Annotated in this window: 21 protein-coding genes; 15 read left to right on the forward strand and 6 right to left on the reverse strand. The window is 54.9% G+C overall.

Annotation, left to right across the window (positions count from 1 at the left end; genetic code table 11):
• The first annotated feature begins 1 nt into the window (after position 1).
• From ACFSX3_RS03305 to ACFSX3_RS03335, 7 genes are all read left to right on the forward strand, one after another.
• Positions 2-205: a hypothetical protein gene (locus ACFSX3_RS03305; RefSeq protein ID WP_209993694.1), complete on the forward strand. Its 204-nt coding sequence runs from the start codon at positions 2-4 to the stop codon at positions 203-205.
• Positions 206-232: 27 nt separating this feature from the next.
• Positions 233-1,357 carry a GerAB/ArcD/ProY family transporter gene (locus tag ACFSX3_RS03310; protein ID WP_209993695.1) on the forward strand — a complete coding sequence of 375 codons (1,125 nt, stop codon included), beginning with the start codon at positions 233-235 and terminating at the stop codon, positions 1,355-1,357.
• Between the two features lie 127 nt (positions 1,358-1,484).
• Positions 1,485-2,105 carry a hypothetical protein gene (locus ACFSX3_RS03315; RefSeq protein WP_209993696.1) on the forward strand — a complete coding sequence of 207 codons (621 nt, stop codon included), beginning with the start codon at positions 1,485-1,487 and terminating at the stop codon, positions 2,103-2,105.
• A 57-nt stretch (positions 2,106-2,162) separates the two neighbouring features.
• Positions 2,163-2,963, forward strand: a complete 801-nt coding sequence (locus ACFSX3_RS03320) for a phosphotransferase family protein (protein ID WP_209993697.1) — start codon at positions 2,163-2,165, stop codon at positions 2,961-2,963.
• Between the two features lie 41 nt (positions 2,964-3,004).
• Positions 3,005-3,550 (forward strand): DUF1697 domain-containing protein, encoded by a 546-nt coding sequence (locus ACFSX3_RS03325; protein WP_209993698.1) that lies wholly within the window; start codon positions 3,005-3,007, stop codon positions 3,548-3,550.
• 271 nt (positions 3,551-3,821) lie between these two features.
• The gene (locus ACFSX3_RS03330; RefSeq protein WP_209993699.1) at positions 3,822-6,017 is read left to right on the forward strand and encodes a glycosyltransferase family 39 protein; all 2,196 of its coding nucleotides are present in this window, start codon (positions 3,822-3,824) and stop codon (positions 6,015-6,017) included.
• 83 nt (positions 6,018-6,100) lie between these two features.
• A complete protein-coding gene (locus ACFSX3_RS03335) occupies positions 6,101-7,084 on the forward strand; it encodes a glycosyltransferase family 2 protein (RefSeq protein WP_209993700.1) in 984 nt (327 codons plus the stop codon).
• Between the two features lie 86 nt (positions 7,085-7,170).
• On the opposite strand, the gene ACFSX3_RS03340 is transcribed toward ACFSX3_RS03335, so the two are convergent.
• The 3 genes from ACFSX3_RS03340 to ACFSX3_RS03350 form a co-directional block, all read right to left on the reverse strand.
• Positions 7,171-7,737 (reverse strand): FAD-dependent oxidoreductase, encoded by a 567-nt coding sequence (locus ACFSX3_RS03340; RefSeq protein ID WP_209993701.1) that lies wholly within the window; start codon positions 7,735-7,737, stop codon positions 7,171-7,173.
• Between the two features lie 167 nt (positions 7,738-7,904).
• Positions 7,905-9,383 carry a sensor histidine kinase gene (locus ACFSX3_RS03345; protein WP_209993702.1) on the reverse strand — a complete coding sequence of 493 codons (1,479 nt, stop codon included), beginning with the start codon at positions 9,381-9,383 and terminating at the stop codon, positions 7,905-7,907.
• The gene (locus ACFSX3_RS03350; protein ID WP_209993703.1) at positions 9,380-10,066 is read right to left on the reverse strand and encodes a response regulator transcription factor; all 687 of its coding nucleotides are present in this window, start codon (positions 10,064-10,066) and stop codon (positions 9,380-9,382) included. The genes ACFSX3_RS03345 and ACFSX3_RS03350 overlap by 4 nt, the downstream gene beginning before the upstream one ends.
• A 443-nt stretch (positions 10,067-10,509) precedes the next feature.
• On the opposite strand from ACFSX3_RS03350, the gene ACFSX3_RS03355 reads away from it, so the two are divergent.
• The 3 genes from ACFSX3_RS03355 to ACFSX3_RS03365 all read left to right on the forward strand — a co-directional run bounded on the left by ACFSX3_RS03355 (position 10,510) and on the right by ACFSX3_RS03365 (position 15,340).
• Positions 10,510-11,673 carry a glucose-1-phosphate adenylyltransferase gene (locus tag ACFSX3_RS03355; protein ID WP_209993704.1) on the forward strand — a complete coding sequence of 388 codons (1,164 nt, stop codon included), beginning with the start codon at positions 10,510-10,512 and terminating at the stop codon, positions 11,671-11,673.
• A 23-nt stretch (positions 11,674-11,696) separates the two neighbouring features.
• Entirely contained in the window at positions 11,697-12,800 is a 1,104-nt protein-coding gene (gene glgD, locus ACFSX3_RS03360) for a glucose-1-phosphate adenylyltransferase subunit GlgD (protein ID WP_209993705.1), read from the forward strand.
• A gap of 107 nt (positions 12,801-12,907) precedes the next feature.
• Positions 12,908-15,340: a glycogen/starch/alpha-glucan phosphorylase gene (locus ACFSX3_RS03365; RefSeq protein ID WP_209993706.1), complete on the forward strand. Its 2,433-nt coding sequence runs from the start codon at positions 12,908-12,910 to the stop codon at positions 15,338-15,340.
• Positions 15,341-15,463: 123 nt separating this feature from the next.
• On the opposite strand, the gene ACFSX3_RS03370 is transcribed toward ACFSX3_RS03365, so the two are convergent.
• Positions 15,464-15,943, reverse strand: coding sequence for a GAF domain-containing protein (locus ACFSX3_RS03370; RefSeq protein ID WP_339222022.1), 480 nt, complete (start codon positions 15,941-15,943; stop codon positions 15,464-15,466).
• A 231-nt stretch (positions 15,944-16,174) separates the two neighbouring features.
• Here ACFSX3_RS03370 and ACFSX3_RS03375 point away from each other — a divergent pair, with 231 nt between their 5' ends.
• The 3 genes from ACFSX3_RS03375 (at position 16,175) to ACFSX3_RS03385 (ending at position 18,756) form a co-directional block, all read left to right on the forward strand.
• On the forward strand, positions 16,175-16,474 hold the full coding sequence (locus ACFSX3_RS03375; protein ID WP_209993707.1) for a hypothetical protein: 300 nt from the start codon (positions 16,175-16,177) through the stop codon (positions 16,472-16,474).
• A 179-nt stretch (positions 16,475-16,653) separates the two neighbouring features.
• Complete coding sequence (locus ACFSX3_RS03380; RefSeq protein ID WP_209993708.1) at positions 16,654-17,232, forward strand: GNAT family N-acetyltransferase; 579 nt, start codon at positions 16,654-16,656, stop codon at positions 17,230-17,232.
• A 27-nt stretch (positions 17,233-17,259) separates the two neighbouring features.
• Positions 17,260-18,756, forward strand: a complete 1,497-nt coding sequence (locus ACFSX3_RS03385; protein ID WP_379312616.1) for an MDR family MFS transporter — start codon at positions 17,260-17,262, stop codon at positions 18,754-18,756.
• Between the two features lie 124 nt (positions 18,757-18,880).
• Here ACFSX3_RS03385 and ACFSX3_RS03390 read toward each other — a convergent pair whose 3' ends face one another.
• A complete protein-coding gene (locus tag ACFSX3_RS03390; protein WP_036700143.1) occupies positions 18,881-19,348 on the reverse strand; it encodes a MarR family winged helix-turn-helix transcriptional regulator in 468 nt (155 codons plus the stop codon).
• Between the two features lie 257 nt (positions 19,349-19,605).
• Between ACFSX3_RS03390 and ACFSX3_RS03395 the strand changes: the two genes are divergently transcribed.
• Together ACFSX3_RS03395 and ACFSX3_RS03400 are read left to right on the forward strand one after the other, a co-directional pair.
• Positions 19,606-20,406 (forward strand): ABC transporter ATP-binding protein, encoded by an 801-nt coding sequence (locus tag ACFSX3_RS03395; RefSeq protein ID WP_209993710.1) that lies wholly within the window; start codon positions 19,606-19,608, stop codon positions 20,404-20,406.
• Positions 20,385-21,653, forward strand: a complete 1,269-nt coding sequence (locus ACFSX3_RS03400) for an ABC transporter permease (protein WP_379258089.1) — start codon at positions 20,385-20,387, stop codon at positions 21,651-21,653. The genes ACFSX3_RS03395 and ACFSX3_RS03400 overlap by 22 nt, the downstream gene beginning before the upstream one ends.
• A gap of 82 nt (positions 21,654-21,735) precedes the next feature.
• Here the strand turns inward: ACFSX3_RS03400 and ACFSX3_RS03405 are convergent, their stop codons facing one another.
• Complete coding sequence (locus ACFSX3_RS03405; protein ID WP_209993712.1) at positions 21,736-22,995, reverse strand: BaiN/RdsA family NAD(P)/FAD-dependent oxidoreductase; 1,260 nt, start codon at positions 22,993-22,995, stop codon at positions 21,736-21,738.
• Positions 22,996-23,078: the final 83 nt, after the last annotated feature.

Here is a 23,078-nt window from a genome sequence, read left to right on the forward strand (position 1 = left end):
TATGGTCATTTACGTGGTATTAATCTACGCCTTGATCGCTGTAATTGATCCATATGGGCTGCGGAAGAAGGGAATGAAGCGGGATTTCCTGGTCTGCTCTGTCCTGTACCTAATTTCCTTCGCGCTGGCCTTCGCACTCTCGATGCGCTGGGAGATTCCCAGTCCGTCCCCGCTGTTTGTGGATTGGGTGAAAAGGCTATATTAAAGCGCGCCGCTGAAGGAGGAGGAGAGTGTGAGCAAAGAGATTATTCCGGCTGGCCAGTCCATCAGCATCGCTATATTATTTGTCACCGGCGCTTCCCTGTTCCTGGGAACCTCCTCACAGTCCGGTAACAGCAGCTGGATTGCCCAACTGCTGGCGATTCTGCTGGCGCTTCCCCTTATGCTGATCTATGCAAGACTCCATGTTCTGTTTCCAGGCAAGGATCTGTATGACATGCTGATTGAAGTGTTCGGCTCCGTCCTGGGACGGATGCTCTCTTGTCTGTATATCTGGTATGCTTTACATCTGGGAGCGCTGGTGCTGCGCAATTTCGGGGAGTTCAGCAAGACCGTGGCTTTAACCGCAACTCCGATGTTCGCACCCATGCTTATGATTGGACTGCTCTGTATCTGGGTGGTCCACGCCGGCATCGAGGTGCTTGGAAGAAGCGCCAAATTCCTGCTGCTGTTCTCGCTGATTGTAATTGTGATTTTACAACTACTCTCCGTACCCAAGTTTGAATACCATCATCTGAAGCCGCTACTCCATACCAGAGTAGGCCTTATTCTTGCAGATACAGCCGGCTCGTTCACCTTCCCTTTTGCCGAGATTGTAGTCTTCCTTGGCGCGTTCAGCGCCATTCCGGCCAAGGGCTCTGCCAAGCGGGTGCTGGTCAGCAGCACACTGATTGCAGGGAGTATCATTATTATGATTACGCTGCGCAACCTGCTGATTCTTGGCCCTGATATTCTGTCCGGTCTGTACTTCCCCTCTTACGTGGCGGTCAGCCGGATTAATATCGGCGATTTCGTTACCCGGATCGAGGGCTCGGCGGCCATTGTATTTGTTACGGCGCTCTTCGTCAAGGTCAGTCTGTGCCTGTATGTAACCTGCAACGGGGTAGCGAAGGTATTCAAGCTGAGGAGCTACCGGTCTGTAGTGCTGCAGATGGGGCTGATTATGATCTATCTGTCGGATTTCATCTATTCCAATATTATGGAAATGGAGTATTTCGCGTATCACATCTATAAGGTGTATGCCCTTCCTTTCCAGGTGGTTATCCCTGTACTGCTGTGGCTTACAGCCGAGCTTATCGCCCGCAAAAGGAGCAGCAGGCAGGAGGTTCCTCCAGAGCAGCAGCCGGAAGGTTCATAAGCGTAGAAGTGTCATCTCCTCAGCCCCGCCCTGCGGGGCTGCCTTGTTTTCAACCTATGCTGAAGTTAGCTATAATGAGAGGTAAGAGAGCATCTCATAGAACAGGTAGGAAAGGCGTGGATTAAAGATGAGCGTATCCAGCATTGTAATGTCCTCACATTGGGGCAGAGAGGTCAGACATAAGCTTATCGCCCAAGGCTCCAAGGTACTGGCTGTGGTGTTTCCGGGACAGAATTATTCCGCCGAGCGGCCGCTGCTGGATTATGCGGGCAAGCTGGCCCGGGAATACGGCTGTGACCTGCTGCTATTAGAATACGGCTACCAGGCTGCAAGAGTATCCTTCAAGCGCGAAGAGATTGATATTGTTGCCGAGGAATGCAAAATTGCCCTTGCTTCGCTTCCCGACTATGAACAGCTCCTGTTCATCAGCAAGAGTATGGGGACGATTATTGCCGGTAAGGTGGCGTCGGAGCCGGGAATGGGTGAGAAGGTATCGCATCTGTTCCTTACCCCTGTTCCCGAGAGTCTGCCGTTCATCCGGCAGAGCCGGGGCAGTGTGATTTACGGCGGGAGTGACCCGATGTTCACCGGGCAGTATCCTGCCGAGCTTAGCAACATGAAGCAGGTAAGGGTATATAGGATTGACGATGCCAACCACGCTCTGGAAGTGGATAGCGTCAACGAATCGCTGGCAGTGCTGCTGGTTATTATTAATTTCTATCATGAATTTTTCCGCGATTCACTATAAAGGGAGATGAGAGCATTTACTCGCGGATCAGTCTGGATTAGCCGGGAGGGCATTGATATGCAGGGGAAGGTAATCGGTCAAGGCAGAACGGCGGAAGTGCTGGAGTACGGGGAAGGAAAGATTCTTAAGCTGTACCGCGATGACGTTCCGGAAGAGTATGTGGACTTAGAATTCCGCTTCAGTAAATGGGTCTATGAACAAGGTGTTGCTACTCCGCAGCCCCATGAGCGGGTAGTGGTAGAGGGCAGACCGGGAATTGTGTATCAGCAGATCGCCGGTCCTACCTTGCTGCAGCAGATGAACCGAAAGCCGTGGCTGAACTTCAGCGGCTTCAAGCAGATGGCCGGCCTGCACTACAGTCTTCACCAGCTTGAGGGTATGGGCGAAGCTGGAGCGCAGAAGAAGCAGCTGGAACATCAGATCATAGCTGCACCCATGCTTGCGACAGAGGAGAAAACACAGATTCTGTCCCGGCTTGCAGAGCTGCCGGACGGGGAGAAGCTATGCCATGGCGATTTCCACCCGGACAATATCCTGATGGACGATAAGCTGTGGGTCATTGACTGGATGACCGGCGTCCGCGGCAATCCTGCAGCGGATGTTGCACGGTCGGTAATCATGTTCAGTATCGGGGCCTTGCCTGAGCGGGCTTCTATGTTCACTAAGGGGTTCCTGGGATTTGCCAGGAAGCGGCTGACCGCGCAATATGTCCGCAGGTATCTGAAGCTGTCAGGCATGACGCTAGCTGATATTAACCCTTGGATACTGCCGGTAGCGGCGGCACGGCTGGTAGAAGGCCTTCCGGTTCCCGAGAAGGAACTGCTGGTCCGCGAGATCCGCAGACATCTGAGAGCATAGAGCTGAGGGCAACAGACTGTATAGAGGAGGCGGAAGTGCAGATGAATACATACATTGCCTTGCTGCGCGGCATTAATGTCGGCGGCAATAAAATCATTAAGATGCAAGCACTTACGGCGATGTTCGAAGCGCTTAAGTACGGGAAGGTGCGGACCTATATTCAGAGCGGCAACGTTGTGTTCGAGAGTGAAGAGACCTCCGCTTCTCTGCTCGCCGGGACGATCAGCCAGCGGATTCAGGAGACCTTCGGCTTTGAGGTGCCGGTGATGATCCGTTCTCTGGAGGAGCTGGAGGCGGTCATTGCCGGCAATCCGTTCCCGCAGAGTGAACAGGAAGCCTACAAGCGTCTGTATGTCTCGTTCCTGGCAGCGGAGCCAGCCGCTGAGGCGCTGGAGAAGCTCCGCCCCTATGAGGATGGAGCCGATAAGGTGCGGGTGATCGGCAGGGAGCTGTATGCCTTCTATGAAGTGAGTGTAAGCAAGTCGCCGCTGTTCAAGGTGCCGTTCGACAAGCTGCTGGGAACGGCACTTACCGCGCGCAACTGGAACACCCTGAACAAGGTAGCAGCGCTGGCCCGTAAGCCGTAAAGGAAGTAGCAACTCTAATAAATACCCCACTTGGATGCATCTCCGAGTGGGGTATTTGTCTAAATATAAGAATTTATATGTTTCACACGATAACTTATTCTTCTATTTCTCGCTGAAACGGTACCGTCCTTTCAAAGGACGGCAAAGCCGTTTCCACTTGTGTCCTGTGCTTCCGGCACGTTCAGCAAACATTCAGCGGGCATTCATTGCCGGTTAAGGTACGGATGCCATAATACACCTAAGAAATGAACGAATCGGAGTGGATCAAACGATGAAATTACTGAAGAGGCCGGGTACCGATGTTGTCCTGCTAATGATTATGCTGCTGGCAGCCGTCCTGTACGGATACGGAATCTGGAATGACCAATATGCTAATACGTACTATACAACCGCCGTGGGCAGCATGCTGCAGAGCTTCCATAACTTCTTCTTCGCTTCCCTGGATTCAGCAGGGTCTGTAACAGTGGATAAGCCGCCGGTCACCTTCTGGCTGCAGACCTTAAGTGCGCTGGTCTTCGGACTGCATGGCTGGAGTGTCATTCTGCCGCAGGTGCTCAGCGGTGTAGGCTCGGTACTCTTAGTCTATCTGCTGGTGAAGCCAACCTTCGGACGGGCGGCGGCAAGGCTTGCAGCGCTCGTTATGGCCGCTACTCCAGTAGCAGCGGCGGTAAGCCGCACGAACAATATTGATACGCTGCTGGTGTTCACACTGCTGTTGGCGGCTTGGTTTCTCTTCCGGGGCACCCAGACCCACCGGCTTGGCAGCCTGCTGGCTGCCTTCGGGCTCATCGGTGTCGCCTTCAATGAGAAGATGCTGCAGGCTTATATGGTACTTCCGGCCTTTTATCTATTCTATCTCCTGGCAGCAAAGATGAACTGGAAAAAGAAAACCGGCACCCTTGCAGCCTGCACTGCCGTACTCCTGGCAGTCTCTCTATCCTGGGCGGTAATTGTAGATTCCATTCCGGCGGATAAGCGGCCTTACATCGGTAGCAGTGGCACCAACTCTGTGCTGGGTTTGGCTTTTGGCTATAACGGTGTGTCCCGTCTGACCGGTGACCGCAGCACTGGGGGAGCCGGAAGCGGCGGCTTCGGCGGTGGCGGCATGCCCGGAATGAACGGGGAAATGCCGGACTATAGCGGTGAATTCCCGGCCATGGATGGAGCTGGCGGGCAAGGGGGCGCAGACGGGCAAGGGGCGACGAACGGCCGAGATTCCGCCGCCGGGGACAATCAGAGCCGTGACAGCGGCGGGACTGCTCCAGGCCAGGACGGACGCGGTGGCGGAATGGTGCCGGGCGGTCAGGACGGCGGACGGCGCGGAGAAGGAGCGGAAGGCGGATTCGGCGGGTTCGGCGGCCCGAACGGACGCGGAGGAATGAACGGCGGCGGCATGTTCAACACAGGCACTGCCGGTCCGCTGCGGCTGTTCCAGCAGGAGCTGTCCGGCCAGGCGAGCTGGCTGCTGCCGTTCGTGCTGTTTGGCAGCATCGGGATCTTGGCCAGCCTGCGCCGCAGGAGCTTCACCCGGCAGCATAAGGAAGCCATCTTCTGGCTGGCCTGGCTGGTTCCGGTCATGGGATTCTTCAGCATCGCCGGCTTCTTCCACCAGTATTACCTGATCATGATGGCTCCGCCGGTGGCGGCGCTGGCAGGTGCAGGCTGGTCTCAGCTCTGGAGCTACTATAAGGAGCGGAAGGCCTGGCTGTCCTGGCTGCTGCCCGCAGCCGTGCTGGCTACAACGGTGCTTGAGGTGTACATTATCCGGCCGTACGACGATACCATCGGCAGCGGCTGGTCCTACGGTATTTTGGCAGCAGGTCTTGCAATGACTATACTGCTGGTGATACTGCCGCTGCTCAAGGCGGTACGCGATAAGTCTTCCTGGCTGCATGCCGCAGCGGTAACGGGGTTGCTAGTGCTACTGATTGGCCCGCTCTATTGGGCGTTCACACCGCTTGTCTACGGCAATAATAGCATGACGCCAGCAGCAGGACCCGATAGCGGCAGCTCCTTCGGAATGGGCGCAATGGGCAACATGCCTGACATGCCCAACATGCCCAACATGGGCGGCATGGGGGGAAGGAATAACGCTGCCGGAATCAATGAGTCTCTGCTGACCTATCTCAAGAAGCATAATACCGGCGAGAAATATCTGTTCGCAGCGATGGATTATGGAACAGCAGGCCCGTATATCATCGACGAAGGGGAGCAGGTTGTTATCCTGAACGGCTTCAATGCGTCAGATACGCCTTACACCCCCGACACCCTGAAGGAGCTTGTAGAGAGCGGGCAGGTGAAGTACTTCCTGGTCACCAGCGGCGGCATGGGCGGGGGGCGTGGAGGCGGCAGCTCGGAGATTACGGAATGGATCACCAAGAACGGGACAGAGATTCCGGCCGCAGACTGGCAGGGAACAGAGAACAGCGGCAATGCCGGAACCCTTTACGAGATAACCCTGAACTAACCTGCGGGAGCAGGAGAACAAGGAGCGCGTATACCGGTCGTGTGCCGGCGCGCTTCCTTACTACTTTCGAGGAGGAGCTGCCCATGAGTATCCAAGTGCGCTATTCCATTATTATACCGATGTTCAATGAAGAGGCTGTTATTCAGGAGACCTACCGGCGCATCCGCAAAGTAATGGGCGCCACCGGCGAGCCCTACGAGCTGATCTTCGTCAATGACGGCAGCACCGACAACTGCGCACAGATGATCGAGGAATACAGCTATTGGGATGAAAGTGTGAAGCTGATCGATCTGTCCCGCAATTTCGGGCATCAGGTTGCTATTACAGCAGGGATGGATTATGCACTGGGCGATGCGGTTGTGATCATTGACGCGGATCTCCAGGATCCGCCCGAGCTGATTCCGGAGATGATTGCGGAGTGGAAGCAAGGCTACCAGGTCGTGTATGCCAAGCGGATCAAGCGAAACGGAGAGTCCCTGTTCAAAAAGTGGACGGCCAGCTTATTTTACCGGGTGCTGCGTTATTCGACAGATATCTCCATTCCGGTGGATACCGGCGATTTCCGCCTGATGGACCGCAGGGTCTGCGACGAGCTGAAGCGTCTGCCCGAGAAGAACCGCTTCGTGCGCGGTCTGGTCAGCTGGGTCGGATTCCGCCAGACGGCGATAGAATACGAGCGGGAGGAGCGGCTGGCCGGAGAGACCAAATATCCGTTCAGACGGATGCTGAAGCTGTCGCTGGACGGCATTACCTCCTTCTCCTATAAGCCGCTGAAGCTGGCGGGCGTGCTTGGAGCGCTGCTGTCCGCATCCGGTTTTCTGTACCTGATGTACGTACTGTATCTGGTGCTCTTTACAGACGCAGCCGTAAAGGGATGGGCATCGATGATCGGAATCACCTTGACCTTCAACGGGTTCGTACTGCTCATGCTGGGTATTCTCGGGGAGTATGTCGGACGGATCTATGATGAATCGAAGGGCCGTCCCCTCTACATCGTTCAGGAATTCTACAATGGCAGGCCGCAGCAGAGCGCACAGGAGCAGAGAGTCGCCAGTCTCAACAAATAACATTATTCCTTCTGCACAAGTCCTTATATTTTCACAAAAAAACCGCCTCTCCTCCAAAAGGAAAGGCGGTTCTTCTGTACCATTTGCTAAGCCTTCAGCAAATCGTGATCTACATACCGTGCGCCGTTCAGCTCACTGATGATGTTGACGGCCACCTTGGCGCCGTCCCCGGCAGTGATAATCGCGTGGACACTCATTCCGGCAACGGTTCCGGCGGCCCAGATTCCGTCGATGTTGGTTCTGCCTTCCGGTGTGGCGGCAATCACCGTCTTGATTCTTGGCTCCGTACCCTCCTTGGTTGTTACCCCGGCTGCGGCAGCCAGATCCGTCAGAACACCTGTCGCCAGCACAACATGCATAGCTTCATAAGTAGCTCCGCTCTCCGTCCCGATGACGAAGCCCTCACCGCCTGCTTCCAGCGAGGTGGCCTGTCCGGCAACCAGCTCGGCCCCGAACTTCACGGCCTGCTTATGTCCGGTTTCTACCAGATCAGGTCCGCCGATCTCGCTAATCCCGTAATAATTCTCATACCAGCCTCTGCGGGTCATACCTTTGTCGTTGTCAATCAGCAGTGTTTTTTTGCCGGCCTTGGCAGCGAACAGGGCGGCGCTTGCACCGGCAGGACCGGCACCGATAATGGCGATTTCGTACATGAGATAACCTCCTAAAAGTTTTGGTAGCATACTCTTCATTGACTCACTTCGCAAAACTAGCTTCGAAAGCATGCGCTTAAGTTTTGATAGCATAAACCTCGTTGAATCACATCGCAAAACTCGCTTCGTTTCTGCTAACTATTATATCGCTATTTACAGCTCATTGGCTAATCTGGCGAACAAGGAAGCGAGACCTTGAAGGCAGCGCCCTCACCCGGGGTGCTGGAGACAGTAACTTCTCCCTGATGTGCCTCGGCAATGGACCTCGTAATCGATAATCCTAGCCCGGAGCCGCCGTATTTGCGTGTGCGGGAGGAATCGCTGCGGTAGAACCGGTCGAAGACATACGGGATATGCTCCGCAGAGATGCCGGAGCCGTTATCCTTCACGGTCAGCTCTGCCAGTTCTCCCAGTTCTCCCCCAGCATGCAGCGATATATGGATGATGCCCTTGGCCGCATCGGTATGCTGAACCGCATTGTGGAATAGATTAAGAAGGACCTGTCTGATCTGGTCAGGATCAACCAGGCACCGGATGCCGCAGGCTAGATCGAAGACGACCTGCCGCTCTCCGGCCAGTACCTGGAGCTGCGGCTGCATGTCGTCGATCAGCTCGCCCAGCAGTACCTGCTTGACCCGCAGCCGGGGCGCGCCGTCCATCCGGGCGAGCAGAAGCAGGTCCTCCACCAGCTTGTTAATCCGCTTAGCTTCACCGTGCATGCTGTTCAGCGCGCTGTACAGCTGCTCCCGGTTATCGGCGGCTCCGCGCAGCAGCACCTCCAGGAAGCCGTAGATGGACGTCAGCGGCGTCCGCAGCTCATGGGAAGCATCGGCGGCAAACCGGCGCATCTGCTCCTTCGCCTCCCGCTCATTCTTGAACGAAATCTCCAGCCGCTCCAGCATGCCGTTGAAGGACTGGGCGAGCTGGTCGATCTCAAGCTGGCCCTGCTCCTCAGGGAACCGCACATTAAGATTGCCGGCATCGATGATCTGGGCCGAACGCCCCATGTTGGATAAGGGGACCAGCGTCTTGCGCAGCGCAGGCAAATACAGCAGCAGCCCGGCGAGCAGAGCCGCTACCGACAATGCGCCGAAGATAAGCAGCTGCTGCAGGATGACATCCCTCAGCGGTCCTGTCTCCACCGTCATCTGCAGGAGCATCCGGGCAGCACCGGGTCTGCCCAGATTCATGAAGACCGCCAGATGCTCGCTGCCATCCCCGGCTGTAATCAGCTGGTAATCCCCGCCCCGCTTGTCCGGGGGGAGCATCAGCAGCCGGTTATAGGCCTCACTGCTCATTCTAGGTGCAGGCGAAGCGGATAGGGTCTCGTCCTGCAAATCCCTGAAGCTGCCGTCCTGGCTGTAGATAGCGAGGGTAGTATGGGCGTCCAGCAGCAGAGGACGGCGGTCTCCACCCGGCCGTCTGCTGCCTGTACTATTGAAGATTTCATACGGCACGGAGCGTATCTGGGTCTCCATCGCCTCCGCCCGGTTGCTGTATATGAAATTCCGCATGAGTACATACTGGAGTGTGCCAATCAGAATAAGCAAGCCCGAGAGAATGAGCAGCGAGGCGGCGAGCAGCTGCTTGCGCAGGGAACGCGGAGCATGGAATCTGCCCGTGAGCCTCCGGGTCCGGGCCGTCATAACAGATCCACACGGTACCCTGCCCCGCGCAGGGTACGGATAATCCGGTGCTCCTTATCACCGAGCTTCTCCCGGAGGGAGCGGATATAGACCTCCACAATATTCTCCTCTCCGCCGAAATCATAGCCCCATACCTTGTCGAGAATCATCGGCTTGCTCAGGACCAGCCCGTGGTTAATCACCAGATACTGCAGCAGCTCATACTCCGTCGGAGACAGCTCCAGCACCTCCTCCTTATGGCGGATCTCTTTGCGGCGGCCGTCAATCCGGAAGGGGCCGCAGCGCACCTCGCCGAGCAGGCCGGGGAACTGGTTGCGCAGCCGTGCCTGAATCCGGGCCAGCAGCTCATCGAAGCTGAACGGCTTCACCATATAATCATCTGCGCCCAGAGACAGGCCCGTCACGCGGTCGTCCACTTCATCCTTAGCGGTCAGCATGATGATCGCCACCTCCGCTTCCTCGGCACGGAGGGACCGGCAGACCTCGAAGCCGTCCATGCCGGGCATCATGACGTCGAGGATGACTACATGCGGCTTGAAGTCAGCCGCCGCAGCCAGGGCTTCGGCCCCATCTGCGGCCGTCTGTACCTCAAAGCCTTCGTTGATCAGGCCCAGCTCCAGGAACTGGAGGATATGAGGCTCATCATCCACCAGGAGCAATCGGACACCTTGTGCTGATTTCATTGGCAGTTCCTCCATATTAAGTAAATTTAATATTATAGTATGTCCATAGTATGAAGTCTCAGGTTGAAGGTTTGCTGAAAATAGGTCTTTGGAGCCAAGGCTTCGATTCATTCGTGCTGATTACGGTTAATCATAATGGTTAATCTAATTATAGAGATATTTTACGTCATTAAGTATGAAATATAGTTAGAAATAAGGCAGGCAATAAAGGGTTTTGACGGCGGGTATAGAACACTATTAGAATAAAAGGATAGAATATATCCCGATCAGCAGTTTTCCTCCCCGTATCACCCGTATTCATCCTGTCTCTGCATTTCTTTTGGGCTACATCTTTTCACAACACTTCTTTTTAGGGTATTTACTTAGGTCTACACTTCACAGCTTCATTCATTCAACCTAATTTATTACATGTTTCACTACCCATAAGTCAAGGAGGCTCTTCCATGAAGAAAAAAGAGATGGTAGCCATGCTGTTGGCGGGAGGCCAAGGGAAAAGATTAAAAAGTTTGACCAAATCGATTGCCAAACCGGCTGTTTATTTCGGAGGAACCTACCGCATCATCGACTTCCCCCTAAGTAATTGCTCGAATTCGGGCATCGATACCGTGGGTGTGCTGACACAATATGAACCGCTGGTGCTGCATTCGTATATCGGAGTCGGCAGCGACTGGGATCTGAACCGCAAGGATGGCGGCGTATTTGTATTGCCTCCGCATGAACGGGAGAATGGAAGCAGCTGGTACCGGGGAACGGCGGATGCCATTTACCGCAATCTCAAGTTTGTGGATCAGTTCGATCCGGAGCATGTGTTAATTCTGTCGGGAGACCATATTTACAAGATGGATTATCATGCCATGCTGCAATATCACAAATCCAAGAACGCGGACTGCACCATCTCGGTCATTGACGTTCCGCTGGAGGAAGCGAGCCGCTTCGGCATACTGAATACGGAAGATGATCTGAAGATCTACGAGTTCGATGAGAAGCCAGCCCAGCCTAAGAGCACACTTGCTTCAATGGGTGTATATATTTTCAAATGGGATGTTCTGCGCAAGCATCTGCTGGAGGACGGAGAGAACGCCGGCTCCTCACATGACTTCGGCAAGGATATTATTCCGATGATGCTGGGTGAAGGCCAATCCCTCTATGCTTATCCATTCGAAGGCTACTGGAGAGATGTGGGTACGGTAGACAGTCTGTGGGAAGCGAATATGGATCTTCTGAGCGATACGCCTCCCTTGAACCTGAATGATACCGGCTGGAGAATCTTCACCCGTAATCCGAATCAGCCTGCACAATATGTGGCGCCGGGAGCCAAGGTATCGAGCTGCATCATTAATGAGGGCTGCATCGTGCATGGCGAGGTGAGGCACTCCGTCCTCTTTTACGGGGTTGAAGTGGGCGAAGGCAGTGTCATCACCGACTCTGTCATTATGCCCAAGGTGAAGATCGGCAAGAACGTGAGAATTCACAAAGCCATCATCAGTCAGAACACGGTCATTGAGGATAATATGGAAATCGGCGCCGACCGGGAGAATGAGAATGAAATTCTGCTGATCGACAAACGAAGCAAGAAGCTCAAATCTGTAGCAGCCAAAACCATATAACCACAAGAGGACGGGGGATTCCGATGAAAGAGCTTATGGGCGTAATTAATCTTGATCATGAATTGGATAATTTAAATGAACTGACCTATTTCCGCTGCGGGGCAGCGGTCCCCTTCGCCAGCCGGTACCGGCTGATAGATTTCGTCTTATCCAACATGATGCGTGCAGAGCTGGAGAGCGTGGGACTGTTCGTCCGCCGCAAATACCGGTCGCTGATGGATCATCTCGGTGACGGCAAATCGTGGGATATGAACCGTAAGCACGGCGGACTGTTCATCCTGCCGCCGGACTGGAATGACCCTACGGACACCTCCCTGGGAGACCTGCAGCATTATCATAACAATCTGGATTTCTTCAAAAGGGCTTCGGCCAAATACATCGTTTTCTCCGGCAGCCAGCACATTAACACGGTGGATCTGCAGGACCTCTATCAGTATCACCTGGAGCAGGGCGCGGATGTAACGATGGTCTACAAGCAGATTGACGAGCTTCAGCCGGAGCATGATCCGTGTCTGCGGGTCGAGCTTAATGAAGACAACCTCGTTACGAATATTCACCATGAGAAGCATCATCCGAATGTGTATCTGGACATCTTCATTATGGAGAAGAAGCTGTTCCTGGAGCAGGTGGAGCATTGCATTGCCCATGGCGAGAGCTATTTCTTCCGCGATGCCATTCAGAAGAACCGCCACAAATTCAAAATCTCCGCCTATGAATATAAGGGTTACCATGCCGTTATCAATTCGCTGGAGAGTTACTATAAGAACAGTCTGGAGCTGCTGAAGCAGGAGAATTACTTTGGCCTGTTCAAAGAGAATCCGGTGCAGACCAAGATTAAATACGAGGCGCCTACCCGTTATCTGGATAGTGCGTCGGTCAGCAACTCGCTGGTGGCCAACGGTTGTATAATCGCCGGGACGGTGGAGAACAGCGTCATTTTCCGGGGCGTGCAGATTCGTAAGGGTGCGAGGATTATTAACTCTGTTATTATGCAGAAATGCGTGATTGAGGAGAATGCCGTGATCGAGAATGTGATCATGGACAAAGATGTGCATCTCAGCAAAGACCGGATACTCGTTGGAGACAGCAGGCGTCCATTTGTCATAGCCAAGAGCAGCAAGATATAATATCTGGATCAGGGGAAATGTTCCACTTCGGGGCATTTCTTCTGATCCAGTGTTGTAATAGGCACTAATTTCTACAAATACAAGTATCTGTTAGGAGGAACCTGCCGTTGTTCAACGATAAAGAGACTTTCAAGCAAGTGTTCCGTGAGAAACTCATCGGGAAATTAGGCAAGCCGCTTGAGGAAGCTTCCAATGCTGATATTTATAATATTCTCGGCAACATGATCCGTGAGAGTGCCGGTAAGGACTGGGCTGCCACTAATCAGAAGTTCAAGATCGACAAGGATAAGCAGGTGTATTATTTCTCCATGGAGTTCCTGATCGGCAGGCTGCTGGGCAATAACCTGCTGAATATGGGCGTGCTGGAGGTTGTCCGCGAGGGACTCGCGGATCTGGGGTTCTGTCTGCAGGATATCGAAGAGGTAGAAGCGGATGCCGGTCTGGGCAACGGGGGGCTGGGCCGTCTGGCTGCCTGCTTCCTGGATTCGCTCGCTTCCCTGCAATATGCAGGACACGGCTGCGGCATCCGTTATAAATACGGCCTGTTCGAGCAGAAGATTGTAGACGGCTATCAGGTAGAGCTGCCAGACTATTGGCTGCAGAATGATAATGTGTGGGAAGTGCGCCGCGAAGACAAGCAGGTAGAGGTGCGGTTCTGGGGACAGGTGGATACCCGCTGGGAGAACAATGAACTTGTGTTTGAACACAAGGATTATGAAGCGGTACGGGCGGTTCCTTATGATATCCCGGTCATCGGTGCAGACCGCAGACATGTGAACACACTGCGGAACTGGAGTGCCGAGTCTATCACCCAGCCTTCGAGAGTCTTCGGTTCTCTGGGCGGTTCGGATTATCACAAGTTCCTGGAATACAAGCGGTCCGTGGAATCCATCTCGGAATTCCTGTATCCAGATGATTCCCAGTACGAAGGCAAGCTGCTTCGGCTGAAGCAGCAATATTTCCTGTGCAGTGCCGGTCTGCAGAGCATTATACGGACCTTCGCTAAGACGGGCGTGCCGATTGAGAACCTGCCGGACAAGGTTGCCCTGCATATCAATGATACACATCCTACGCTGTTGATCCCGGAGCTGATGCGCATCCTGATGGATGTCTATAATCTGGGCTGGGATCAGGCTTGGGATATGACGACCCGTATGGTGTCGTATACGAATCATACCATTCTGAGCGAGGCACTGGAGAAGTGGCCGATCGGCATGGTCAGAGAGCTGCTTCCGCGCATCTTCCTGATTATTGAGGAGATTAACGCCCGCTTCTGTGGCGAGCTGATGAGCAAATATCCCGGAGACCAGGACCGGATCAATCAGATGGCGATCATCCATGATGATCAGGTGCGGATGGCGCATCTGGCGATTGTTGCCAGCCACAGTGTGAACGGTGTAGCGGCACTGCATACGGAGATTCTGCAGAAGCGTGAGATGCGCCTGTTCAATGAGATGTATCCGCACCGCTTCAATAACAAGACCAACGGCATCACACACCGCCGCTGGCTGCAGCATGCCAATCCTGAGCTTGCCGGACTGATCAGCGAATCCATCGGCACCCGCTGGATGCATCAGCCCCAGGAGATGATCGGGCTGATCAAGTACAGCGAGGACGCCTCCTTCCAGGAGCAGGTGGCCGCCATCAAACGCCGCAACAAGCTGCATCTGGCGGAGTATATTACCAGTAAGCACGGCATTCAGGTAGACCCGGACTCGATCTTCGACGTTCAGGTGAAGCGCCTGCATGCCTACAAGCGCCAGTTGCTGAATGTACTTCATATTATGCATCTGTATAATCAGATCAAAGATAATCCTTCGATTAATATCATCCCGCGTACCTTCATCTTCGGTGCCAAGGCTGCTCCAAGCTACCATCTGGCCAAGCGGATCATTAAGCTGATCAATACAGTGGCTGATGTAGTGAACAAAGATCCGGACATTAACGGGAAGATCCGTATCTTCTTCCTGGAGAATTATTCGGTATCCTTGGCGGAGAAGATTATTCCGGCCGCCGATGTTAGCGAGCAGATCTCCACGGCGAGCAAGGAAGCTTCCGGTACCGGCAATATGAAGTTCATGATGAACGGTGCGCTGACGATCGGAACCATGGACGGGGCTAACGTGGAGATGCATGAGATGGTAGGAGACAATAATATGTTCCTGTTCGGCCTCCGGGCAGAGCAAGTACTTGATTATTACCAGTACGGCGGATACCACGCCCGCGATATCTATAATGGCGACGGTAGGGTAAAAGAAGTCTTGGATCAGCTAATCGTCCCAGGCCCCTTCTGCTCCCATGCCCAGGAGTTCGATACGCTCTTCCAGTCACTGATTGACAACAATGACGAATTCTTCGTGCTTAAGGATTTCGCCAGCTATGTGGAGACCCATGTCAAGATTGACTTGGCTTACCGGAATCAGAAGGAGTGGCTGAAGAAGTCCATTATCAATATCGGCCATTCCGGCAAATTCTCCAGCGACAATACGATTAGCCGCTACGCCTCCGAGATCTGGCATATCAATCCGGTCCGGCTGTAACGCCGCAGCTCCGGACGGTATAATCTGAGCAGCAAAAAGCCGCCCCATCCAGGAATCATTCCTGCGGTGGGGCGGCTTCTTTCCGGTTCTTGCCTTATTTACTGCTGATGAGGAAGGATGCCCTTACAGCACCTCGGATACCATGGCTGCGAACCGTTCAAGGAAGCGGCGCTCCTCGTCGTCGAAGCGGTGCTTGAGCGGGCTGTCGATATCCAGTACGCCATAGAGGGTGTCCCCTTTGACCAGCGGAACGACAATCTCACTATTGGAGGCAGCATCACAGGCAATATGCCCCGGGAAGGCATGAACATCGCCGACCACTAGCGTGCGGCGCTCAGCGGCTGCGGTTCCGCAGACGCCGCGGCCCAGCGGAATCCGGATGCAGGCCGGAAGTCCCTGGAAGGGGCCGAGCACCAGCTCTTTGCCGTCATACAAGTAGAAACCGGTCCAGTTGGTGTCCGGTAGAGAGAGCTTTAACAGCGCCGAAGCGTTGGCCAAGTTGGCAATGGCGTTCGGTTCACCCTCCATCAGTGCCCCGAGCTGGCTTAGAACGGCTTCGAACCGTTCGCTGCGAGTGCCATCATAAGGCATGGCTTGAAACATGAAGCATCACCTTCCTGTACCTTGAGTCAGTATGAATCCCATAACTGTTAACTATCAAGATAGTACAGGGAAGCGTAATACGTCAAGTATTAACGAAGGATTAACAGGTTTTTCCGCTTAGTGGAAGGAGAGGAAGATGCAAGCATTGCTTAAGGGCGGATGTTTCCGCGAACTCAGGGCAGGGTAATGCTTTTATAAATACAACAGGCTAGTAGCCAGAAGGAGTGAAACATGCGCGCCGACGTACAGAACTTGTTTATTGGAATCCACATGCTCTATTGTGCACATGAGAAGGATCTGAAACTAACGGAAATGCTGCCGGAGCTGGAGAAGCTGGGGTACCGGGTGGCGGAGCGCGAAGTGAAACAGGAGCTGGAACGGCTAACCCAGGAGAATTTCCTTACAGCCCATGGTGATGCTTATAGTATCACGGGAACGGGAATTGAAGAATTCAAAGCCATTCAGGCCAAGCTTGGCGTACTGTGCACCGAGGTGCTTAAGCCGGTTAAGGCAGCGGGTGCGTCAGGTTAAGTCTGAATGCGGCTGCACGAAATGGGACATAACATTTGGCATTAGGTACAGCGTTTGACCCTGTGGCGGCAAGCTATGGGGGCAGACGCTATTTGTGATGGGTAAGCGGGAGTGACAGGTAAACGCGCCGCTCGGGCAGAATAAGATGTATACTGATAGGGTTGAAAGGGGACCGGAACATGTATGTGTGCGGGGGGGTTATCCCGGAATTAAGCGGACGGAGGGTACGTCTGCGGGCGATGCTGCCCGCAGACGCGCAGGCGCTGTTTGGGATTTGGAGTCATCCGGCGGTAGCGCCCTGGCTGGATGGCCCGCCTCTGTCCTCTGTGGAGGATGCAGAAGCACTGATTGATCTGCTCGCGGAGTGGGCTGTGGAGGAAGAGAGCCTGCGCTGGAGCATCCTTGGCCCGGAAGATGTTGTCATCGGCAGCTGCGGCTATAACCACTGGCAGCTGCAAGGTGCCTACCGGGGAGAGATCGGCTTCGAGCTGTCACCGGCTGCTGTGCGCCAGGGGTTCATGCGGGAGGCGCTGGAGCTGGTGCTTGCGTTCGGCTTCCAGAGCATGGGGCTGAACCGGATGGAAGCCTTGTGCCATCCGGACAACCTTCGCGCAGAGCGGCTGCTTACGGGACTTGGCTTCCGGCAGGAAGGCTTGCTGCGGCAATACCGGCATACGGCGTCCGGTTATCAGGATGTAGTGATGTATTCCCTGCTGCAAGGAGATACGGGCGCAGAAGAGAGAACAGAGAGAATATAGAGAGAAGGTATGGATTCATTGAGTTCAATGGGGGAAAAGCAGCGGAAGTTAATATTGACAGGCGTACTGCTGGCTACATTTCTGGCAGCGATTGAAGGGACGGTAACGGGTCCGGCGGGTCCGGCTATCGTAGGGGATTTCCAGGGGATGCAGTGGCTGAGCTGGATCTTTACAGCTTATCTGCTGGCGATGGCAGTGACCACGCCGATTTTTGGCAAGCTGAGTGATCTGATCGGGAGGAAGCCCGTGTTCATCGGCGGCGCCGTAGTTTTCCTGGCAGGTTCGCTGTTATGCGGAGTCTCGCAGAGTATGCAGCAGCTGATTATTTACCGGGGGATTCAGGGGATCGGTGCCGGGGCGCTGATTCCGATGACTTTTACCATTATCGGAGATATCTACAGCCTGAAGGAACGGGCGAAGACGCAGGGGCTGCTTAGCTCGGTGTGGGGGATTTCTTCGCTGGTCGGGCCGCTGCTTGGCGGTTATGTAGTGGATTACTTAAGCTGGCGCTGGGTATTCGTGTTCAATCTGCCCTTCGGACTGCTGTCGATTATCTTCATCTCACGGTATCTGAAGGAAGAGAAGGTCCGCCGCAAGACGAAGATCGATGTAGCCGGAGTGCTGCTGTTCGCTGCGGGCATGGGGGCACTGCTGTTTGGCCTGACGACTGGAGGACAGAGCCTGCCTTGGACTTCTCCGCTGCTGCTGGCCATTCTCCTGGCGGCTGTTCTGCTGCTGGTGGTGTTCCTGTTCGTGGAGCGCCGGGCCGCCGAGCCGATGCTGCCGCTGGAGCTGTTCTCCATCCGTAATATTGCGGTCTCTACAGGTGCGAATCTGCTGGTCAGTACGCTCATTATCGGCTTGTCTACGTATGTTCCGCTGTGGGTGCAGGGCGTATTCGGCAAAAGCGCCGCCCTCTCGGGCCTGCTCCTGGCGCCGATGTCGGTCGGCTGGATGCTGGGCTCTATCGCGGGCGGGCGGATGATTCTGCGTGCAGGCACGCGCCGCACGGGAATGCTCGGCCTGTCGCTGATTGTTATCGCAGCCGTGGGGCTTACGCTGATGAATGCAGACTCCTCGCAGCTGCTGCTTCTGGTGCTGATGCTCTTCTGCGGGGTGGGCTTCGGCTATGCCTCGACAGTCTTCACCATAATCGCCCAGTCCTCGGTGCAGCATGAGCAGCGCGGTGCGTCTACGGCACTGAACACCTTCACCCGCTCACTCGGGCAGACCGTCGGGGTGGCGATCTTCGGCTCGTGGCTGAACTTCAGTATTGACCGGAGCCTGGCGGAACAGCCGGGAGCCGCCGCCTCCGGCGCGGATATCAACCAGCTGCTTAACCCGCATAGCGGAAGCGTGCTGTCCGGGGAAGCCTGGAGCAGTCTCCAAGGTGCGCTGGAGGGCGGTCTGCACTCCCTGTTCATCGTAATGGCCGTGTTCGCTGTGATATCCTTGGTGATCTCGGTGCGCCTTGACCAAGGGGTGCCTTCCATACAGGAAGTAAGCACACCTTCGAAGCGCTAAGCTTCTCTTTTTGAACATACAAAGAAATCGCTCCTTTGGGGATGGATGGCGGACCTTCCATTTACCAAAGGAGCGATTTTAATGGTAGTGAATATATTCACAACATCCGATTCCTCAACTAAGCTTATTTGCGCGGGAGCGGGGAGAGCTTCTCAGCCTGCAGGCCCATCTTCTTCAGCAGCACAATCATCTGTTCCTTCTCTTCGTCACTGAGTCCGCTGAAGGCCAGATGCAGGCGCTCTGAGTACTTCGGATACATCTCGTTCATCAGGCGTTCGCCCTCGGTAGTCAGCTCGGCAAAAATAACACGGCGGTCGCTAGGGCAAGGCTTACGCTGCAGGTAGCCGCGTTCCTCCAGCTTGTCGATCACATAAGTAACGTTGCCGCTCTGAAGCAGCAGCTTGGCACCGATCTGCTGGATCGGCTGTGGTCCTTTGTAAAAGAGAACCTCCATGACTGCGAAGGCCGTCGGGTTGAAGCCTTCAATCTTGCTGCCGGTTACAGCATGCTCGTTAATACTCTTGAAGGATTTGGCAAAAACTCTGTACAAATGCAGGGTCAACTGAGTATCGCGTTCATAGGATTGTATCATGCTTCTCCACCTCTATTGTTAATCGTACGGGCTTATCCGCACGGTTTGGAATACTTGCTTCCTGATATCTAGCTTTACAATACGTCAAACAAAGTTTGAAGAACATGTCATTTGTCACAATAAGCACACTTTTAATAATGAAAAATTGAACAATCTTTTGAAGGACGGGTGAAGGGTGAAAATTATTGCAGCAAAGGCCCGTCTATGGTGCTATGATCGCATTATATTGAATGATGATACAGGAGATGGAGAGATACATGGAAGAGACAGAAGGCTCAGAGGAACAGAAGGCTCCGAAGCAGACGGAGGACCGGATCAACAAGTATTACGACGACGACGATGATGACTACGATGATGAGGATACCGTGCTTGATGTAGTGATTGAGGAAGCGGGCTATGAGGCAGGAGATATCCGCATCTCAGGAATCTCTTTCCAGGTAAGAAAGGGCGAGCTGCTGGGACTGATCGGACCGAACGGGGCCGGCAAAAGCACTACGATCAAGACCCTGCTAGGTCTGCTGAAGCATGCCAAAGCCCGGGTGAAGCTGGGCGGCGAGAATAAGTCCTACGCCTACGTGCCGGAGCAGCCGGTATTCTACGAGGACCTTACGCTGTGGGAGCATCTTGATCTGGCCGCTGCCGCCTACGGCTTAAGCTATGAAGCCTTCGAGTCCACGGCTGAACAACTGCTTGTACAGTTCAGCATGACCCATGTGCGCGATGATCTGCCGGCGGGCTTCTCCAAGGGGATGAAGCAGAAGATGATGCTCATGCTCGGCTTCCTGGTACAGCCGGATGTCTATATTGTGGACGAGCCGTTCATCGGGCTTGATCCCAGAGCCACCAAGGATTTCCTGCGCCTGCTGGAGGCGGAACGGGAGCGCGGCGCCGGGGTGCTGATGTCCACGCATGTTCTGGATACAGCGGAGAAAATCTGCGACAGCTTCATTCTGATCTCCGGAGGCAAAATTGCCGCCGAGGGGACACTTGCGGCAATACGCGGGGAAGCGGGGCTGCCGGAGGGATCGCTGTTTGATTGCTTCGACGAATTAACATGAGCCGGAATTCATTTGCGTTCCCGGCTGCAAGGAATCTCTTAAGACGAAGACTATTTTCCCATTTCCGGGAGCAGACTGCTATTATCCGTACGGCTGTAGACTGGACAGTCCTGCTGTATATCCTCATCCCGGGGGGCCTCCTCGGCGGCCGCTTCTATTATGGCTACTGGAGCGGCAATCTTCCGGGGTGGTTCAGCCATGTACCCTTTGTTGTTGTGCCTTCGCTGCTGGCCATTCTGCTGGCAACCGGAGGGATCGTACTGCTGCTCCAGGAAGGCGATCTGCTGTTCCTGCGGCAGCGCCAGAACTGGATCAGCACGATCCTCAAGGGCGGAATGGTCTATAGCCTAGCGGTAACTGCGCTGAAGATGGCGGCGGTGTACGTCATTCTGCTGCCGTTTCTGATCCGCGGCTATGATCTGAGCGCGGCAAGCGCCTATGGTCTGCTGGTGCTGACCATAACCTGCAGCTGGGCTGTTAAGCTGCTGGGCCATATCGTCAAGGTGCAGCGGCAGGGCTTCCGCCGCCGGCTGTGGCTGATCCTGGCGGTGGCCGTACCCTGCGGGATCTACCTGCGTCTCGCGCTCTTCTGGAAGGACAGTCCAGCCCTTCTGTTCCTGGCGGCTGCCGGCTACGCGGTTGTGACCGTCCTGGCATTCAGAGCCCGCTTGCGCCTGCGCGGCACGTTCGTGAACGATGTGCGCGAAGACTACAAGCAGCGGATGAGAATTGCAGCGATTCTGCTGCGCCGTGTGCTGGATAAGCCGCGGCCGACGCGCTATAAGCCCTGGATCTTCCGCAAGTCGCAGCCGCTGCTGGCTTCGAAGTTGCCCGAGAGCCGCTTCGCCGCCGCGGGGATGAAGGCGATGCTGCGCAATCCGGCCCATCTCAAGCTGTATTTGCAGTTCACCGGGGTATCGCTGGTGGCTATCCTTATTGTGCCGGTAGTGCTGAAATGGCTGCTATATATTGTCTTGACGAGTATGATGGCGTACTGGTTGACCTCCTTCTGGAATCTGTTCTCCGGGGATGATTATATCGGCATTCTGCCGTTCACTAAGGTGCAGAAGGCGGACGCCGGTTCCAAGGCGATGCCCATTCTGCTGACGCCCTTCGCCGTCCTGTGCTCCGCCATGCTCTGCATTCCTGCCTATGGCTGGTGGGGCCTACTGATCTTTATCCCTGTAGGAGCAGCAGCCGGAATCTGGATCGGACGTATCTTCAGTGTCATAAGATTTGCAAGATAACAGCAAAGAGCCTTCCTCCACAAGCCGGGGGAAGGCTCTTTGCTGTTCTGGCTGTTCTAACTATAAGCACTGCTTATCCGCCTTACTGCGCCGCCGCATGCTTGCCGGCCGTATAGCCGGTGGAGAAGGCGGCGGTAATATTATAGCCGCCGGTATACCCGTGAATATCAAGAATCTCACCGCAGAAATAGAGGCCTGCGGTCAGCTTGGACTGCATGGTCTTGGGGTCAATCTCCTTGAGCGCGACTCCGCCGCCGGTCACGAAGGCTTCCGCCAGGGAACGTGTTCCATGAACCTGAACAGGCATCCGCTTCACCAGGGCAGCCAGCGCCCCAAGGCCAGTCTTCGGCAGATGATGGCCTGTAATCTCCCCGTCCAGACTGCACCACGCCAGCAGCAGCGGGATCAGGCGCTCGGGCAGCAGGCCCTTCAGCGAGTTGCGGATAGCCTTCTTCGGCTCCAGATCCAGCTTATTCTGGAGCATAGACTCCGCCTCCTGGAGGGACAAGTCCGGGAAAAGGTCGATGGACATCTCTACGTTATCGGTTCCCGACTTCTGCTGAACCTGGCGCAGGAACTGGCTGCAGCGCAGCGCGATCGGGCCGGATAAGCCGAAATGGGTGAAGATCATATCTCCCCGGTGGGAGATCACCTTCTTGCCCCTCTGATTCCAGACACTCAGCGTGACATCGCGGAGGGACAAGCCCTGAAGCTCCCCGGATTTGATCCACGCCTCCCGTGAGAGAATGGGGACTTCGGTCGGGAACAGCTCCGTGATCGTATGTCCGGCAGCGGCAGCCCATGGGTATCCGTCGCCGGTAGAGCCGGTCTGCGGCACAGACTTGCCTCCGGTGGCGATGATGACAGCCTTCGCGCCGAAGGCTTGGCCTGACTCCAGGCGGATGCCCCGGACAGCTCCTTCCTCGTAGAGAACCTCCCGAACCGGGCTGTCCGTCATGATCTGCACGTCAAGGCTCCGCACCTTACCCACCAGTGCGGATACTACGCTTGCGGCCTTGTCCGATACAGGGAACATCCGCCCGTTATCCTCCTCCTTCAAGGCGATGCCCAGCCCCTCAAAGAAATCTATAATATCCCGGTTGTTGAAATGATCAAACGAGCTATATAAAAAACGGCCGTTGCCCGGAATATGGGCGATCAGCTCCGAGGTCTCCTTTATATTGGTAACATTGCAGCGCCCGCCGCCTGAAATTCCCAGCTTGCGGCCCAGCTTCGCCCCTTTGTCGATCAGAAGTACGGACGCCCCGTGTCCGGCTGCGGCTACACTGGCCATCAGCCCGGACGGGCCGCCTCCAATGACGATTACATCATAGCTATTCATTCATTTGCTCCTTTTACTTATTGCGACATTCTATTAACGGCATCATACCATTCCAGGGAGAGCGTAGCCAGACCCAGGCGACC

The organism is Paenibacillus rhizoplanae (assembly GCF_042684125.1).
GTDB lineage: Bacteria > Bacillota > Bacilli > Paenibacillales > Paenibacillaceae > Paenibacillus_AQ > Paenibacillus_AQ rhizoplanae.